General features: G+C 67.2%; 16 protein-coding genes. 5 read left to right on the top strand and 11 right to left on the bottom strand.

Annotation, left to right across the window (positions count from 1 at the left end):
• Window positions 1-8: 8 nt before the first annotated feature.
• On the bottom strand, window positions 9-1,208 hold the full coding sequence (locus ACZ1H8_RS07290; protein WP_465180672.1) for an efflux RND transporter periplasmic adaptor subunit: 1,200 nt from the start codon (window positions 1,206-1,208) through the stop codon (window positions 9-11).
• A 338-nt stretch (window positions 1,209-1,546) separates the two neighbouring features.
• Between ACZ1H8_RS07290 and ACZ1H8_RS07285 the strand changes: the two genes are divergently transcribed.
• Window positions 1,547-2,269: an SIMPL domain-containing protein gene (locus tag ACZ1H8_RS07285; RefSeq protein WP_465180671.1), complete on the top strand. Its 723-nt coding sequence runs from the start codon at window positions 1,547-1,549 to the stop codon at window positions 2,267-2,269.
• A 94-nt stretch (window positions 2,270-2,363) separates the two neighbouring features.
• Here the strand turns inward: ACZ1H8_RS07285 and ACZ1H8_RS07280 are convergent, their stop codons facing one another.
• The 3 genes from ACZ1H8_RS07280 to ACZ1H8_RS07270 form a co-directional block, all read right to left on the bottom strand.
• Window positions 2,364-2,618 carry a GlsB/YeaQ/YmgE family stress response membrane protein gene (locus ACZ1H8_RS07280; RefSeq protein WP_110152498.1) on the bottom strand — a complete coding sequence of 85 codons (255 nt, stop codon included), beginning with the start codon at window positions 2,616-2,618 and terminating at the stop codon, window positions 2,364-2,366.
• Between the two features lie 176 nt (window positions 2,619-2,794).
• Window positions 2,795-3,094, bottom strand: coding sequence for a CtrA inhibitor SciP (gene sciP, locus ACZ1H8_RS07275; protein ID WP_110152499.1), 300 nt, complete (start codon window positions 3,092-3,094; stop codon window positions 2,795-2,797).
• Window positions 3,087-3,425, bottom strand: a complete 339-nt coding sequence (locus tag ACZ1H8_RS07270) for a hypothetical protein (RefSeq protein WP_110152500.1) — start codon at window positions 3,423-3,425, stop codon at window positions 3,087-3,089. The genes sciP and ACZ1H8_RS07270 overlap by 8 nt, the downstream gene beginning before the upstream one ends.
• A gap of 134 nt (window positions 3,426-3,559) precedes the next feature.
• Between ACZ1H8_RS07270 and mnmA the strand changes: the two genes are divergently transcribed.
• Window positions 3,560-4,669, top strand: a complete 1,110-nt coding sequence (gene mnmA, locus ACZ1H8_RS07265) for a tRNA 2-thiouridine(34) synthase MnmA (RefSeq protein WP_465180670.1) — start codon at window positions 3,560-3,562, stop codon at window positions 4,667-4,669.
• A 6-nt stretch (window positions 4,670-4,675) separates the two neighbouring features.
• Here mnmA and ACZ1H8_RS07260 read toward each other — a convergent pair whose 3' ends face one another.
• From ACZ1H8_RS07260 to pdxH, 3 genes are read right to left on the bottom strand one after another with little or no spacing between them, the layout of a single operon-like run.
• Window positions 4,676-5,476 (bottom strand): PhzF family phenazine biosynthesis protein, encoded by an 801-nt coding sequence (locus ACZ1H8_RS07260; RefSeq protein ID WP_465180669.1) that lies wholly within the window; start codon window positions 5,474-5,476, stop codon window positions 4,676-4,678.
• The gene (locus ACZ1H8_RS07255; RefSeq protein WP_465180668.1) at window positions 5,473-6,399 is read right to left on the bottom strand and encodes a cation diffusion facilitator family transporter; all 927 of its coding nucleotides are present in this window, start codon (window positions 6,397-6,399) and stop codon (window positions 5,473-5,475) included. Before ACZ1H8_RS07255 ends, ACZ1H8_RS07260 begins: the two co-directional genes overlap by 4 nt.
• Complete coding sequence (gene pdxH, locus ACZ1H8_RS07250) at window positions 6,396-6,974, bottom strand: pyridoxamine 5'-phosphate oxidase (protein WP_465180667.1); 579 nt, start codon at window positions 6,972-6,974, stop codon at window positions 6,396-6,398. Before pdxH ends, ACZ1H8_RS07255 begins: the two co-directional genes overlap by 4 nt.
• Before the next feature lie 91 nt (window positions 6,975-7,065).
• Here pdxH and ku point away from each other — a divergent pair, with 91 nt between their 5' ends.
• Both ku and ligD read left to right on the top strand, forming a co-directional pair.
• Window positions 7,066-7,935, top strand: coding sequence for a non-homologous end joining protein Ku (ku, locus tag ACZ1H8_RS07245; RefSeq protein ID WP_465180666.1), 870 nt, complete (start codon window positions 7,066-7,068; stop codon window positions 7,933-7,935).
• The gene (ligD, locus tag ACZ1H8_RS07240) at window positions 7,935-10,409 is read left to right on the top strand and encodes a DNA ligase D (protein WP_465180665.1); all 2,475 of its coding nucleotides are present in this window, start codon (window positions 7,935-7,937) and stop codon (window positions 10,407-10,409) included. The genes ku and ligD overlap by 1 nt, the downstream gene beginning before the upstream one ends.
• Window positions 10,410-10,430: 21 nt before the next feature.
• Here ligD and ACZ1H8_RS07235 read toward each other — a convergent pair whose 3' ends face one another.
• From ACZ1H8_RS07235 to ACZ1H8_RS07225, 3 genes are all read right to left on the bottom strand, one after another.
• A complete protein-coding gene (locus tag ACZ1H8_RS07235) occupies window positions 10,431-11,282 on the bottom strand; it encodes an SDR family oxidoreductase (protein ID WP_465180664.1) in 852 nt (283 codons plus the stop codon).
• Window positions 11,283-11,922: 640 nt separating this feature from the next.
• On the bottom strand, window positions 11,923-12,468 hold the full coding sequence (locus tag ACZ1H8_RS07230) for a peroxiredoxin (RefSeq protein ID WP_110152508.1): 546 nt from the start codon (window positions 12,466-12,468) through the stop codon (window positions 11,923-11,925).
• A 65-nt stretch (window positions 12,469-12,533) separates the two neighbouring features.
• Window positions 12,534-13,601: a phospholipase A gene (locus ACZ1H8_RS07225; protein ID WP_465180663.1), complete on the bottom strand. Its 1,068-nt coding sequence runs from the start codon at window positions 13,599-13,601 to the stop codon at window positions 12,534-12,536.
• A gap of 87 nt (window positions 13,602-13,688) precedes the next feature.
• On the opposite strand from ACZ1H8_RS07225, the gene hisN reads away from it, so the two are divergent.
• Entirely contained in the window at window positions 13,689-14,471 is a 783-nt protein-coding gene (gene hisN, locus ACZ1H8_RS07220; RefSeq protein WP_465180662.1) for a histidinol-phosphatase, read from the top strand.
• Window positions 14,472-14,517: 46 nt separating this feature from the next.
• Here hisN and ACZ1H8_RS07215 read toward each other — a convergent pair whose 3' ends face one another.
• Window positions 14,518-16,668: an AsmA family protein gene (locus ACZ1H8_RS07215; protein WP_465180661.1), complete on the bottom strand. Its 2,151-nt coding sequence runs from the start codon at window positions 16,666-16,668 to the stop codon at window positions 14,518-14,520.
• Window positions 16,669-16,720: the final 52 nt, after the last annotated feature.

Raw genomic sequence — 16,720 nt, 5'->3', positions numbered from 1 at the left:
GAGTCGCCTTACTTCGTCTTCTGCTGCGCGACGGGCTTGACCTTCTGGTCGGGGTTCAGGAACCCGCCCGCGGTCAGCACGACCCGTTCGGTCCCGTTCAGGCCGCCGGTGATCACCACGCCCTGGTCGGTCACGTCGCCGGTGGTGACATATTTCACCTTGGCGCGGTTCTCCTTGTCGAGGATGTAGACGAAATTGCCCTTGGGGTCGCTCTGAATCGCGGACTGGGGCAGCATCGGCGCAACCTGACCGCCGGCGATGATCCTGGCCGAGGCGAAGCCGCCCGGACGCAGCGCCTCGTTATAGGTCAGCGCGACGCGCACGATTCCCTGGCGGTTCTGCGGATCGATGATCGGCGACACCTGCCACACCTCGCCCTTGAACACGTCGGTCGTGCCGACCGGCGTCACCTCGGCGACCGATCCGACACGAACCCGCTGGACATCGCCTTCGGCCAGCTGGACGCGCATCTCCATCTGGCCGTCTTGGGCCATGCGGAACAGCACGCCCGAACCCCCGCTGACGATCTGGCCGGGCTCGACCGTGCGCGTCAGCACCAGCCCGGCGGCAGGCGCGCGAATGTCGAGCCGTGCGTTGCGCGCGCGGGTCTCGTTCAGCGATGCCTCGGCGACGCGGACGCGCGCATTGGCGGCGTCGCGCGTCGCGGTGCGGCGATCGACGTCCGCCTTCGAGATGAAGCCGCGGCCGACCAGCTGCTGGGCGCGCTCGAGTTCGGCCTGGGCCAGCGCGGCGTCGGCGCGGGCAACGCGGATCTGCGCCGCCAGCGATTCGGCGGTATTGACCTGGACCGAGCGATCGACGGTGGCCAGCACCTGGCCCGCCCGCACCCACTGGCCGGGCTCGACCAGCACGCGCGTGACCAGGCCGCCCTCGCCCGCGACGCCGATCGGCATGTCGCGGCGCGCGGCCAGGCTGCCGGTGCCGGTGATGACCGTCTGGATGGTCGAGCGTCCGGGAACCGTATAGGTCACGGTCGGCAGCGTCGCGTCGCCGCCCTGCGCCGCGCCAGCCTTGCGCGCAGTCGCCTTGCCGTCCTGCGATCCGCCGCGCATTGCATAGGCCGCGATCGCGATGATGACGACGATCGCGATCGCCCCGACGATCCAGATCCACCGCCGGCGCGCAGGCGCCTCGCCCGCATATTCCAGCCGGTCGCTCTTGCCCAACATCCCTGCCTCGTAATTCATGAGCACCACCCTGCTTCCGGCGATCGCCGGCGTCCCCGGGATAAGCTGTATTATATGAATAAGGCACCGGCCACAAGTGGCCGTTTCCCCGCCCGTGTGCCGAATGCCTTTTTCCCTTAGGTTCCGCAAGGTGAGGCAGGGCGTAATCGCACCGAAACGGCCGCGTCGTCGCAAGAGATCGCAAAGCGTTCGCGAAGCATCGACACCGCTCGCGAAAATCGGGGCTGAGTGCTGGCGCTCGCTGAGCGAAGCTGAACGGCCGCCCACAGCGTCGTTCAGTCCCGGTTAGTCGTCCCTGCGCCACAGGCACGATCAGGAATTCAACAGGAGACCAGTGAATGCGCGCGATTACCCTCAGCATGGCGGCACTTGCCGCGGCCACCGTCGCACTGCCTGCCATGGCGCAGGACGTGGTGCGGCCCTCGGCGGTGCTGCAGGAAGGCACCTTGCTCGAGGTGAGCGCCGAGGGGCGGTCGACCCGCGTGCCCGATCTGGCGACGATCGAGGCGGGCGTCACGACCCAGGCCGCGACCGCGGCGGAGGCGCTGGCGCAGAACAATGCGAAGATGACGCAGGTTATCGCCGCGCTGAAGCGTGCCGGCATTGCCGAGCGCGACATCCAGACCTCGACCATCTCGCTCCAGCCGCAATATCGCGACCAGACGAACGGACAGCCGCAGCAGATTTTCGCTTACATGGCGTCCAACTCGGTCAGCGTCCGCTTCCGCGACATCGCGAAATCGGGCGCGATCCTCGATCTGCTGGTTCAGCAGGGCGCCAACACCATCTCCGGCCCCAATCTGAGCATCAGCGAGCCGGGCCAGGCGCTGGACGAGGCGCGGATCGATGCGGTGACGAAGGCGCGGGCGCGCGCCGAACTCTATGCCAAGGCGGCGGGCCTGCGCGTCGATCGCATCCTGTCGATCTCGGATGGCGTTGCCCCGAGCCCGGTCTTCCCGATGCGCGCCGATCGCATGATGGTCCAGTCGGCCGGGCTGGCGATCAATCCGGGTGAGCAGGAGCTCCAGGTTTCGGTGACGATCCGTTTCCTGTTGAAATGATCGGGACGGACCGAACCGACGGGCTTCGGATGTGAAAAAGGGGTCGCCGGTCACCCGGCGGCCCCTTTTTGCATTGGTCCTGGTCGGCCGGCGCTTAGCGCACGGCGCCGCGACGGACCAGGTTGACGATGGCGAGCAGGACGATCGCGCCGACCAGCGAGACCAGGAAGGTCGTCACGGTGATCGTGCCGCTGTTGATCGAACCACCGAACAGCAGGCCGCCGATGAACGCGCCGACGATGCCGACGACGATGTTCAGGAAGATGCCCTGCTGGGCGTCGGTGCGCATCACCAGGCTCGCGAGCCAGCCGACGATGCCGCCCACGATGAGCCAAAGAATCAGTCCCATCTTGTTTCTCCGATTAGGCCCGGCGTTCGGGCCGTTCGGTATAAAAAAGCCTTGAACGAGGCACTTGTTCCAAAAGCGTTATTTCGCTCGCGCCGGTCAACGAGGGAACCAAATGAAGACGACCCGCCGTCCGGGGTGCGGGCGGCGGGTCGTCGATCGCGATGGGAGCGGGACGCTCAGTACTTCTGCTGGCGTTCGTACAGCGACCGGTAGTGCTGGATCCGGGTGACCCGCAGGCCGGGCATGCCGGACCGGTCGATCGCGCGCTGCCATCCGGCGAATTCCTCGACGGTCAGGCCATAGCGCGCGCACACTTCGTCAACGCTCAGAAGGCCGCCATTGACCGCCGCGACGACCTCCGCCTTGCGCCGCACGACCCAGCGCGTGGTCTCTGGCGGCGGCAGCGTCTCGAGGGTCAGCGGCTCGCCGAGCGGGCCGATGACCTTGGCGGGACGAATCTTCTGGTTCTCAATCATCTACACCCTCGATCGGGGCCGGTTCCCCGCTCTGCTCGACATCTGACTCCCGTTTAGGGTCAGCGGCTTGAACAGCCGATAAATCGGCAGGGTAAACATCCCCTTCACGCGTCCGGCCATCCGCGAACGCGAGCGCGGCGCCCTGATGGAACGAGGCGTGGAGCGGGGCGAGCAGCGCCTCGCCCGGTGTTACAAGGTCCAGGCGAGCCTGGGCGCGTGCGGTGGGCGAGGCCGCCTGGCGCGCGGCGATCCCGACCATCAGCACGGCCAGTTCGGTCGGCAGCACGACCGCCGTGCAGTCCCGGTCCAGTCTGGCGAAGCTGAGATCCACGCGTTTCCATCCGTCGATTGCCTGTCGAACGACCTGTCGTAAGGTCGATGGGTGAAGGCGGGGTAAAGGCGCGCGACAGCCTCCGGCACCGCCCGCACTGGCGCCGAGGCCATCGCGCGCCTATGTGGCGCGCAATGACCATCGGGGACTTTCAGCTGTCCGAGCCGCTTGCGGCGCGTCGCATCGTCGTGGCGATGTCGGGCGGTGTCGATTCGTCGGTCGTCGCCGCGCTGGCCGCGCGGACGGGTGCCGAGACGATCGGTATCACGCTCCAGCTCTATGATCATGGCGAGGCGGTCGGCCGCGCGGGGTCGTGCTGCGCCGGGCGCGATATCCGCGATGCGCGCGCGGTCTGCGATCGGCTGGGCATCGCCCATTATGTGTTCGATCACGAAAGCAGCTTTCGCAGCCAGGTGATCGACGATTTCGCCGATGAATATCTCGCCGGTCGCACGCCGATCCCGTGCGTGAAGTGCAATATGGGGCCCAAGTTCACCGACCTGTTCGCACTGGCGCGCGACCTGGGTGCGGACTGCCTGGCGACCGGCCATTATGTCCGCCGGGTGATGGGTGACCAGGGCGCCGAACTACACCGCGCGGTCGATCCGGCGCGCGACCAGAGCTATTTCCTGTTCGCCACTACCAGCGCGCAGCTCGATTTCCTGCGCTTCCCGCTGGGCGGCCTGCCCAAGCCAGAGGTGCGTGCGCTCGCCGCCGAACTGGGGCTGGGCGTGGCCGGCAAGCCCGACAGCCAGGACATCTGCTTCGTGCCCGACGGCAATTATGCCGGCCTGGTCAAGAAGCTGCGGCCCGAGGCCGAGACCGGCGGCGCGATCGTCGACGAGAGCGGGCGCAAGCTCGGCGAGCACAAGGGGCTGATCCACTTCACCGTCGGCCAGCGCCGCGGGCTGGAGATCGGCGGGTCGCCCGAGCCGCTCTATGTGCTGCGGCTCGACCCGGCGACGCGCGACGTGGTGGTGGGTCCCAAGCGTGCGCTGGCGGTCCGCGCCGCCAGGATCGAGAACGTCAACTGGATCGGCGACGACCATCGCGGCGAGATGACGGTCAAGGTCCGATCGCTGGCCAAGCCGGTGCCCGCGCGCTTCGACGGCGAGCGGGTGACCTTCCTGTCGCCCGAATATGGCGTGGCGCCCGGCCAGGCGGCGGTGCTCTATGCCGGCGACCGGGTGCTCGGTGGCGGCTGGATCGCCGAGACCGAGCGCGCCGAACGCGCCATCGCCTGACCCGAATCAGCAATCGAAGGCGAAGATCCCCTCGATCACCGTCACGCAAGTGCCGCGCAGGATGGTGCGCTCGCCGCTCAGCTCGCAATCGACCAGGCCGCCGCGCCGCGACGCCTGATAGGCGGTGAAACGGTCGCGTCCCAGCCGCTCGGCCCAATAGGGCGCCAGCACCGTGTGTGCCGACCCGGTTACCGGATCCTCGTAGATGCCCGCGCCTGGGGCGAAGACACGGCTGACGACATCGGTCGTCGTGCCCGGTGCAGTCACGATGGTCAGCACGTCGCCCAATGCACCCAGCGCGCGGAAATCGGGCGCCAGCGCGGCCACCGTCTCGGCATCCTCGACCACGATCAGCGCATAGTCCTTGTCATGCCACAGCGTCGCCACGGCGCTCTCCAGCCCCAGCGCCGCCAGGATCTCGGGCAGCGGCTTCGGCTCGGCGCGGTGGGTCGGCAGCGCCATCGCATAGCCCGCCCCCTCGCGGCTCACTTCGAGGATGCCCGACTTCTCGGTGCGGAAGGTCACCCGCTCCAGGTTCGGCTCATGGCTCAGGATCATGTGCGCGGTGGCCAGCGTCGCATGCCCGCACAGCGCGACCTCGGTCGTCGGGGTGAACCAGCGCAGATGATAATCGGCCGCCCGGCTGGCATCGCCGATCAGGAATGCGGTCTCGGCCAGGTTATTCTCCTCGGCGATCGCCTGCAGGATCTCGTCGGCATACCAGACATCGAGCATGATCACCGCGGCCGGATTGCCGGTGAAGGGACGATCGGCAAAGGCGTCGACCTGAGCGAAGGGCAGCTTCATGCATCGAGCTCCTTGTTGAGCAATTCGGTTTCGTCGGTTTCCGCCAGCGGATTGCCGGGCGCGTCGACCTGGCCTTCGGGATCGACATGGATCAGGAATTCGCTGCCCGGAAACTCGGCGGCCAGCCGCTGCTCCAGCGTCTCGACGATGTCATGCGCCTCGGCAACCGTCATCGTTGGCGCCAGCCAGACATGGAATTGCGCAAAGTCGTGCGATCCGCTGGTCCGCGTGCGCAGGTCGTGCAGCCCCTTCAACCGGGGATGCGCCGCGGCGATCTCGACCACGCGGCGCCGTTTCTCGTCGGGCCATTCGCGGTCCATCAGCTGGTCGATTGCCGATTCGGAGGCGCGCCATGCGCCGAACAACAGCCAGAAGGCGATGCCGATCCCGAACACCGCATCGGCGCCGGTCACGCCCAGCGTGTCGATCAGCAGCGCCGCGATCACTGCGGCGTTCAGCAGCAGGTCCGAGCTGTAATGAATCCGGTCGGTGCCGATCGCGATCGATCCGGTCCGCTGCACCACCGATTTCTGATAGGTGATCAGCGCCAGCGTCACCCCCATCGCGACCAGCGAGACGCCGATGCCCGTCTCCGGCGCCAGCGTCGGGGTCGGGTTCAGCAGCCGAGGGACGGCGCGCACCAGGATGGCAAAGGCAGACACCGCGATCACCACGACCTGGAACAGCGCCGCCAGCGCCTCGGCCTTGCCGTGACCGAAGCGGTGCTCGGCATCCGCCGGTTGCGATGCCCAGTGGACGCCGCCCAGCGTCACCAGCGATGCGACCAAGTCGAGCGCGCTGTCGGCCAGGCTGGCCAGCATCGCGACCGATCCGGTCCGCCACGCCGCCCAGGCCTTGAGCAGGCCGAGCAGCAGCGCGACGGTCACGCTCGCGATCGCGGCCCGCCGCGCCAGGTTGGTCACGGGTAGAGCAGCCCCTCGGCCCAGTCGTCGCCCTGCGGCACGAACAGCCGGCGCTCATGCAGCCGGTGGGCGCGATCCTGCCAGAACTCGATCCGCGCCGGCGTCACGCGATACCCGCCCCAATGCGGCGGACGCGGCACGTCCTGCCCCTCGAACCGGGCGCGGACCTCCTCGAAGCGCGCTTCGAACGTGTCGCGCATGTCCAGCGGGCGCGACTGGTCCGATGCCCAGGCGCCCAGCTGCGAATCGCGGCTGCGGCTGGCGAAATAGGCGTCGCTCTCGGCGTCACTCACCCGCGTCACCGCGCCCTCGATCCGGATCTGGCGCCGCAGCGACTTCCAGTGGAACAGCAGGGCCGCCTTGCTGCCCTCGCCCAGTTCGCTCGCCTTGCGGCTCTCGCGGTTGGTGTAGAACACGAAGCCGTCGCGGCCATGGCCCTTCAGCAGCACCATCCGCACCGAAGGCTGGCCGTCCGTGCCGACCGTCGCCAGCGCCATCGCATTCGAGTCGTTGAGCTCGCTCGCGCGCGCTTCGCCATACCAGGTGTCGAACAGATCGAAGGGGTCGGTGGCCATGGCCAGCCCTGTACGATGCCGCCCTTTGGCTGTCGAGGAACGACTCCCCGGCTTGTGCTTTGAATCGGCCTCGCAACGAAGGAGGGTCATCATGGCAGCACGCGCCTACTGGCAGGGTCAGATCCGGCTGGCCCTCGTCTCGATCCCGGTCGAGATCTACACCGCGACCAAGTCGGGCGCGCAGATCTCGTTCCACCAGATCCACGAGCCGAGCGGCCAGCGGATCAAATATGAGAAGGTCGCTCCCGGCGTCGGCCCGGTCGATGCCGACGAGATCATGAAGGGGTTCGAGATCGAGAAGGGCGAATATGTCCTGCTCGAACAGGACGAGATCGATGCGGTGAAGCTCGAATCGAAGAAGACGCTCGAGCTCACCCAGTTCGTCGATGCCGACGAGATCGACGTGCTCTATTATGAGAAGCCCTATTTCGTCGTGCCCGCCGACGACCTCGCCGAGGAAGCGTTCATCGTCCTGCGCGAGGCGCTGAAGCGCACCCGCAAGGTCGGGCTCGGCCAACTGGCGATGCGCGGCCGCGAATATGTCGTCAGCCTCAAGGCGTGCGGCCGCGGCATGGTGCTCGAGACGCTGCGTTATGCCGACGAGGTCAACAAGGCGCAGGGCTATTTCCGCGACATTCCCGACCAGGAACCCGATCCCGAGCTGCTCGGCCTGGCCGAATCGCTCATCGAGAAGAAGGCGGCGAAATTCGATCCGCAGGAATTCCACGATCGCTATGTCGATGCGCTGAAGGGGCTGATCGACCGCAAGCGCAAGGCGAAGGGTCGCAAGATCATCGAGGATAAGGATGATGACAAGACGAGCCGCGGCTCGAACGTCGTCGACCTGATGGCGGCGCTCAAGAAGTCGCTCGAGAAACCCGGCGCCAAGTCGAGCGCTGCAGCGAAGAAGGCACCCGCGAAGAAGGCACCGGCCAAGGCTCCGGCGCGCAAGCGCGCCTGATGCCCCGCAAGTCCGATCCGCTCGCGATCTACAACGCCAAGCGCGACTTCGCGAAGACCGCGGAGCCGGCCGGAACGGTGGCGAAGGGGAAAACGCACCGCTTCATCGTCCAGAAGCATGATGCCAGCCGGCTTCACTGGGACTTCCGCCTTGAAATGGACGGCGTGCTCAAAAGCTGGGCGGTGACGCGCGGCCCCAGCATCGATCCGGGCGAAAAGCGGCTGGCGGTGCGGACCGAGGATCATCCTTTGTCCTATGCCGATTTCGAGGGCACGATTCCCAAGGGCGAATATGGCGGCGGCACGGTAATGCTGTGGGATCAGGGCAGCTGGGCGCCGATCGCCGGCAAGTCCGAAAAGGATCTGGAGCAAGGCCATCTCCATTTCACGCTCCAGGGTGAGCGGATGAAGGGCGAGTGGCTGCTGATCCGGCTGAAGCCGCGCGGCAAGGAACGCGGCGAGAACTGGCTGCTGCGCAAGATCGACGATGCCGAGGCGGGGGCGACCGATTTCCTGGTCGAGACCGGCCTGACCAGCGTCACCACCGGCCGGACGATGCAGGAGATTGCCGAGGGCGCGAAGCCGTCGCGCAAATCGTCGAAGGCCTCAAAGGCTTCGCCCGCCGCGGCCAGGCCCACCAAGCCGGCCAGACGCGCGGCCCAGGGCGGCGGCAAGCGCCCCGACTTCCGCGAGCCGCAGCTGGCCACGCTGGTCGACAGCGTCCCGACCGGCAATCAATGGCTCCACGAGGTCAAATATGACGGCTATCGCGCGCTGGTCGCGACCGGCAGCGGCGGGGCGAAGGTCCATACCCGCTCGGGCCTCGACTGGACCGACAAGTTTCCCGGCATCGCCGAGGCGGCCTCGACGCTGCCCGGGCCGGCGCTGCTGGACGGCGAGATCGTCGCCTATAAGGATGGCAAGCCCGACTTCTCGACGCTGCAGGATGCGATCTCGCGCGGAGGGCAGGGTCTGACCTATTTCGCGTTCGACCTGCTGTCCGAGGGCGGCGAGGACCTGGCCGCGCTGCCGCAGATCCAGCGCAAGGAGCGGCTGCGCGCCCTGGTCGCGGGTGCCGACGAGCGCATCCAGTTTTCCGAGCATGTCCTCGGCGCCGGCGAGCAATTGTTCGAGACGATGTGCCGCGAAGGCTATGAGGGCGTCGTCTCCAAGCGCGCCGACGCGCCCTATCGCGGCACCCGGACCAAGAGCTGGCTGAAGGTCAAATGCACCCATCGCCAGGAATTCGTGATCGTCGGCTGGACCCCCAGCAGCGCCAAGGGTCGCGGCTTCCGCTCGCTGCTGCTGGCGGTGAACGGGGCCGACGGGCTGGTCTATGCCGGCAAGGTCGGCACCGGCTTCTCGATGGAGACGCTGCACGAACTGCGCGCGAAATTCGACCGGCTGGCGCGCAAGACCGCGCCGGTCGAGGTGCCGCGCGCCGAGGCGCGCGGCGCGCAGTGGATCAAGCCCGAGCTGGTCGCCGAGATCGCGTTCAGCGAATTCACCTCGGACAATGTCGTGCGCCACGCCAGCTTCCTCGGGCTACGTGGCGACAAGCCGGCGGAGCAGGTATCGATCGAACAGCCGCTGGCCACGCCCAAGGCCGCAGAGCACGACATCAAGATCACCAGCCGTGACCGGATCATCTATCCGGGCGAGGACATCACCAAGGGGCAGCTCGCGGATTATTATGCCGCGGCGTCGTCGATCATCCTGCCGTGGCTCGCCAACCGTCCGGTCAGCCTGGTCCGCTGTCCCCAGGGACGCGCCAAGCAGTGCTTCTTCCAGAAGCATGATGCCGGATCGTTCGGCGACCATGTCCATCATGTCGACATTCGCGAGAAGGACGGATCGACCGAACCCTATCTCTATATCGACGATACCAACGGGCTGCTGAGCTGCGTCCAGATGGGAACGATCGAATTCCATGGCTGGGGCAGCCTGGTCGCCGATGTCGAGAAGGCCGACCGGCTGGTGTTCGATCTCGACCCCGATGAAGGGCTGGACTTCGAGGTGGTCAAGAAGGCGGCCGAGGATCTGAAACAGCATCTGGCCGAGATTGGCCTGACCAGCTGGCCACTGCTGTCGGGCGGCAAGGGCGTGCATGTCGTCGTGCCGTTGGTTCCCCAGGCTGAATGGCCCGCGGTCCGCTCCTTTGCGGAGCGGTTCGCCCGCGCGCTGAGCGAGGCCGAGCCCGATCGCTTTACCGCCAACCTCAAAAAGGTGCAGCGCAAGGGCAAGATCTTCATCGACTATCTGCGCAACCAGCGCGGCGCGACCGCGGTGATGCCCTATACCGCCCGCGCCCGCGAAGGCGCGCCGGTCGCCGCACCGGTCACCTGGAGCGAGTTGCGCGACATCGACACCGCCAAGGCCTTTTCGATCCGCGACATCGACACGCTGATCGAGCGCGCCAATTCGCGCGCCCTGTCTGGCTGGGGCCTCGCCGACCAGACGCTGCCGGACGTGTGACCGGCAGCGTCGGCGGGGCGATCAGCCGTTTACCACCGTCCCGCCATTGGGGTGCAGCACCTGGCCGGACATGTAGCTGGAATCCTCGCATGCAAGGAACAGGAAGCTGGGCGCGACCTCGTTGGGCTGGCCCGGCCGGCCCATCGGCGTGTCTTCGCCAAAACGCTCCAGCTTTTCCGGGCTCGCGCCGCCGCACGGGTTCAGCGGCGTCCAGATCGGGCCCGGCGCGACTGCGTTCACCCGGATCCCCTTGTCCATCACATTCTGCGACAGGGCACGGGTGAAGGCGGTGATCGCGCCCTTGGTCGAGCTATAGTCGATCAGTTCCTTCTCGCCCTGATAGGCGGTGATCGAGGTGCAGTTGACGATCGCCGCGCCCTTTTTCAGGTGCGGCATCGCTGCCTGGGTGATGAAGAACATGCCGAAGATGTTGGTCTGGAAGGTCCGGCGCAGCTGATCCTCGCTGATGTCGGTGATGTCCTTGTCGGGATGCTGTTCGCCGGCATTGTTGACCAGGATGTCGATCCGTCCGAATTCGGACATCAGTTGCTCGACGGCGCGGTCGCACATCTTCTTCGATCCGACATCAGCCTTGATCGTGATGGCGCGGCGGCCTTCGGCCTCGACGATGCGCTTCGTTTCCTCGGCGTCGGCATCCTCGAGCAGATAGAGTATGCCGATATCGGCGCCCTCGCGCGCGAACAGCGCGGCGACGGCGCGGCCGATGCCGCTGTCGGCGCCGGTGATCAGTGCGACCTTGCCGGCGAGTCGGCCTGAGCCGGGATAGCGGGGTTCCCATTCGGGTTTTGGATCCAGGGTGCGCTCCTCTCCCGGCAGCGCGTCCTCATGGATCATTTCGACGGTATCGCTCATGGCCAAGCTCCTGAATTGCTTGGCCGGTCAACCGCCGCGGAACCTGCCGGTTCCGCAATCAGGATGCCGGGGCGGCGGTCACCGCCCCAGCGGCACGGCTCATGCGACGAGCGTGAGACCGTGGGCGCTGGTGACGACGAACAGGGTGGCAGTGATCGCGAAGGAAGCGACACCGAAGGCGAGCTGGCGAAACATCTTCAAGTCCTTTGAAAAACGAGTGGAGCGTGGGTCGGTGCGGATCAGGCGATCGGCAGGACGGGGGTCGGGATCGAGGCGATCAGCAGCAGGCCGGTGATCATCAGCGAGCCGAGAAGGGCGGAAGTGCGCTGCAGCGAGTCGAGCTTGGTCATGATGGTGTTCCCTGGTGTTGCCGGCGAACCATTCGCCAGCGATGCCAGCTACTTTGCAGAAGCCGTGCCAAACTCCCTAAGTGATTGAAAATCCAACAATTGGAATTTTGCACAAGGAACCTTTGAAAATTTTCCCACCAGCGGTTGGGAAATTTTCCCAATCTGAGGCGCGTCGGGCGCGTTGGCCCAGTGACCGCGCGCGACCAGGTATGAAAAAGCCCGCCGCCGGCGGGTGCCGGGGGCGGGCCTTGTCCGATTTCGACCAGTAGCGGGCAATGCCCGGCGGCGGATCAGCCGCGGCGCTTGGCCTTGTACTTGCGCACCGCGTCCAGCGTCAGGCGGATATGGTCCGCCGGGCTCATATCGGTGTGCGAAAAGATGATCTTGCCGTCGGGCGCGATGACATAGCTGGTGCGGCTGGTGATGTTGGCCGGGCTGCCGTCCGCCTTTTTCAGCATCACGTCATAGCCCGAGATCACCTGCGCGTTCGCCGCGGCGACCGGGAACTGGCCGGCGCAATGCTGGGCGGAGAAATCGACCAGCCGCTCGACGTTACCCGCGGTCATGCCGATCACGCTGGCGCCCGCCGCCTTGAACTCGGGCACCGCCTTGGCAAAGGCGGCCGCCTCGACATTGCAGCCGCCGGTGAACGCCGCCGGGAAGAAATAGAGCACGACCGGGCCCTTCTTCAGCGCCTGGCTCAGCTTCACCGTATAGGGCTTGCCCGCCATCGCGCCCTGCGCAGTGAAGTCGGGCGCCTTCACCCCCGGGGCCAGCGCGGCTGCGGCCGGAAGCGACAGGGTCAGGGCAATCGCGGCAAAGGCATAAGGGCGCATCGTGTCTCTCCCAGGAGGTTTGGCGGTGTTCTAAACTTGCGCAGCCGCGAAGTCTAACGCGATGCTCAGCGCGTCAGCGCGATGCCGAGGCGGGCATGGGTGTCGCGCCGGTCGATATCGTCGAGCGTTTCGCCAAAGCCGGTAAAGGCCTGGCCGAAGAGATAGATGCCGAAGCCGGCACCCAGCGGACGCAGCGGATAGGAGGCGAACAGCTCGCCCGAGCCACGCCCGCTCTCGAAACTGCCGCGCGCGGTCGCGGCGACCTTCAGCCCGTCCTGCTGGCGGATCGCCAGCGTCAGCGAGGTGTTGCCCCAGGTCCGGCGCAAATTGGTCGCCGCCCCTTCGTTGCCGACATAGAGCCAGCCCATCGGCGCGACATCGAGCTTCCAGTCGCTGTCCAGGTCGAAGCTGTGCTGCGCGCGCAGGAAGAAGCGGTTGACGTCGACCGAGCCGGGCAGTCCGCGCCCGTTGCTGTCATGGCGATAGCCGACCGACATGACCGTGTTCTCGCCCGCGGGCACATCGGCATAGACTTCGGGGCTGTAGATGGTCGATCGGAACGGCCCAGAGGGTTCGTTCAGCGCCCAGAACATCGTCTGGGTATAGGCGAAGCGCAGATTGCCCAGCTTGAGCGGCGCATCGACGTCGAACGGGCGAAAGGCGAAGCTGACCTGCAGCTTGGCGCCCGAATCGTTCAGCCCGAACGCGCCATAGATCGGCTCGTGCGGTTCGAACCGGTCGAGGAAGGCCGAGGACGATCCGGTCGAGCTCGACACCGTCGTCTCGCCCGGCGTCGGGATGTCGGCGGGCTTGTGCGCCAGCGCCGGCGGCACTGCCTGGCCCGCGATGCCGACGGGGACGTAGCGCACCTTGATGAATGCGCCGGGGGCGACGGTCGCGCGCGCCATCGGCATGCGCTGCAGGATCAGCCTGGTGCCGTCGGTCGCGGTCACCTCGATCTCGCGCGGACCTTCGGCGTCCAGCGGCACGCCGCCTTCGTTGACCAGGAACACCTCGACCCCGCGAAGCGCGCTCCGCTCGTCCGCCACCGGTGCCGGCACCGCGCGCAACTGCGCGGCCGCGGGCGTCGCGCCGGCCAGACCGAAGGTGAGCAGGATCAGCTTGAGGCGCATCGGCTTGCGGATTGGCAGCGCTTTGTGACGTTGGCGAGTCAAAATTGGGCGCTGGCGAAGCTGCCGGTCGCGGGGTAGGGCCGGGCCATGGCCGTTTCCGACACAGACATCACGCTCGCCGAGCGCCTTGCCGATGCCGCCGGGGCGGCGATCCGTCCCCGCTTCCGCGCCGATTACGGCCTGGAGACCAAGGACGATGCCTCGCCCGTGACCCTCGCCGACCGCGAGGCGGAGGAGGCGATGCGCCGGCTGATCATCGCCGAGCGGCCGATGGACGGAATCCATGGCGAGGAATTCGGCGTGCGCGAGGGTAGCAGCGGCCGGCAATGGGTGCTCGACCCGATCGACGGCACCCGCGCCTTCATCGCCGGCCGCCCGATCTTCGGGACCCTCATCGCGCTCGTCGAGGATGGCTGGCCGGTGCTGGGCATCATCGACCAGCCGATCCTGAAGGAGCGCTGGGTCGGCGTCGTCGGCCGCGGCACGACGTTCAACGGCAAGCGCGCCAGCACCCGCCGCTGCCGCGAGCTGACCGACGCGCTGCTCGCCACGACCTCGCCGGCGCTGTTCACCGACGACCAGCTCCACGCCTTCGAGCATCTCGACGCCGGCGTGCGCAGCACCGTGCTGGGCGGCGACTGCTATAATTACGGCGCGGTCGCCTCGGGCTGGCTCGACATCGTCGTCGAGGCCGGACTGAAGCTGCACGACTTCGCCGCGCTGGTGCCGGTGGTCGAGGGGGCGGGCGGCCATATGTGCGACTGGGCGGGCGACCCGCTCCACGCCGGCAGCATCGGCGAGGTCATCGCCGCGGGCGACCCGGCGCGGGTCGAGGAAATTCTCGAGGCGATGGCCTGCCGCGGCCACTGAGCTTCGCGAGCAATTATACGGTCGTAAAACAAGCCGGTCTGCGCACTCAGAAGATGCCGAGGAATTTCTTGCGCTGTTCCTTTTTCTCGCGGCCCGACTGTTTTCCGCTTTCCGACTTGGCCGTGGTGCCCTGGCCGACATCCTCGCGCGGGCGGCCCTTCTCGTCGCGCTGACGACGGGCCGATGCGCCCGACAGCACCGGGCCGCAATCGGCGGCACGGGCATCGCCGACATCGACAAAGGCGATGATCGCGGCCAGCGGGCTGACCACTGCGCCCAGGCCCAGCCCGGCGCCGGCGCGCGCCACCAGCTCGCCGCTGATCGGATTGATCTTCGGCGCGGCGAACCAGCCTCCGATCCCGACCGGCGACTGGCCGGAGAACAGGCTGAACTTCTTCGCATCCGCCTCGATCGCCAGATCGAGCGATTCGTTGCGGAAGCTGAACCCGCCGCGCCCGGTCACGACATTGCCTGCGGTATCGATCAGGATCGGGTCCGCCGCGCCGATTCCGTTGCGCACGGTGAAGGCGATCAGCCCGCAATTGATCTGCACCGGCTCCTTCAGCTTCTTCTCGAACATCTTCTGCACGAACACGCCGATATCGAGTTCGGACAGCTGGACGTTGCGCGTCCACATCGACCCCTTGGGGATGATGATCGCGATCCGGCCGCTGGATGCGGCGAGCGAATCATGCACCGTGTCGCCGACGCCCTTCAGCTGGACCCGCGCCTTCAGCGTGCCGCTGGTCCCCGATTCGGTCACCCCGAACCCGGCGAGCAAGGTCCCCATCGGTGTCGGCGACAGGCGGATGTCGTAATCGGTGACGACGCGCGGATCGCGCGCGTTGATGACGATGTCGGAGCTGACGCGACCGCGCGCCATCGCGAAGTTGAGCGGCGACAGCTTGAGCAGCCGGTCGTCGAGGCTGAGGCCCAGTGTGACGTTGGAGATCGGCAGGTTCGGCGCGCGGATCGTGCGGACGCGCCAGTCGACCTTCGCGTCGAAATTCTTCAGCGCTTCGACCCGCAAGGCGGCGTCGGGCAGCACGCGCGGCGCTCCGCCGACCCGGGTAACCGCGCCGGCCGCGCCCTGCGCCTCCAGCCGGTTCGGGTTGTAGCCGATGAACGGCCCGGCATCGACGATGTCGAGTACGCGTGTATCGAGATCGGCAGTGATCATCAGCCGCGGCTCGCGATTCTCGATCGTGAAGCGCCCGGCCAGGTCGCTATCGCCGAATCGGCCGCGCATGCCGGTGAAGCGCCACTCGGGACCCGCCTTGGTCAGTGCCGAGCGCATCCGGTAGCGCCGCGTGTCGGGCACCGCGACGCCCAGCACCTCGAACAGGTCGGCCAGATTGCTGCCGCGCACGTCGAGGTTCAGCTTCGCGCCTTCGATCTCGGTCGCGCCGGGCAGCGTGCCGGTCACGTCGGCGGTGGTGTTTGCGCCGCGGATGTGGAGCTCCAGCTTGTTCTCGCCGCCGCCGACGGTCTCGTTCGGCGTCAGCAGCGCGCCCGAGACGGTGAAGCGGGTACCGCGCGCCAGGCCCCGGCCCTCGAAGCGGATCGCGGTGGACAGCTGGGTATCGCGCGCCTCGATCGGCTCCAGGCCGATCGCCGCCATCAACGCGATCGCCGGATCGCTGTAGCGAATCTCGGTGCCCGCCGCGCGCGCGGCGCGGATCAGCGGCATGTCGAGCGGCTCGCCCTTCTTGTCCGGACTGCCGAAGGTCCAGGTGTTGCGGCGATGCGCCTCGTCCCAGGCGAGGTTGAGCTTGGCCTCGTTCAGCGACAGCCAGTTGATTCGCCAGTTCCCGGTGATCAGCGACCAGGTCGAGATGCGCGCATGGACCCGCCGCGCCTCGAACAGCCGCCCCTTGGCCCAGTCGGGGTTTGAGACGGTCAGGTCCTCGGCGACCAGCTTGACGTTGAGCGGCGCGAAATAGAGCTGGAAATCGCCCCCGACGCGGACGTCGCGCTCGGTCTGCGCGCTGACGATCCGCTCGAACGGTCCTTTCAGGAACCGGCCCTTGGTGACGAACAGCACGGCCCATGCCAGGACGATCAGGCCGATGAGCGAAGCGATCACAGAGAGTGTGGCTGCGGCAGGGGTGCCGATCGTCCGCAGCGATGCCCACCGTCCGCCCGTGGCCGGAGACGAACCGGTCGCGTTCGGCACGGGATGGGTGGTATCGGCCATCGAGACACAAAGCCCGCACGGCGTCGGGGTTCCGACTCGGTTGCATTGCCGC

The organism is Sphingomonas sp. BL-S-25 (genome assembly GCF_055521555.1).
The sequence above is the reverse complement of the archived record's forward strand: the minus strand, read 5'-3'. Positions and strand labels throughout refer to the sequence as shown.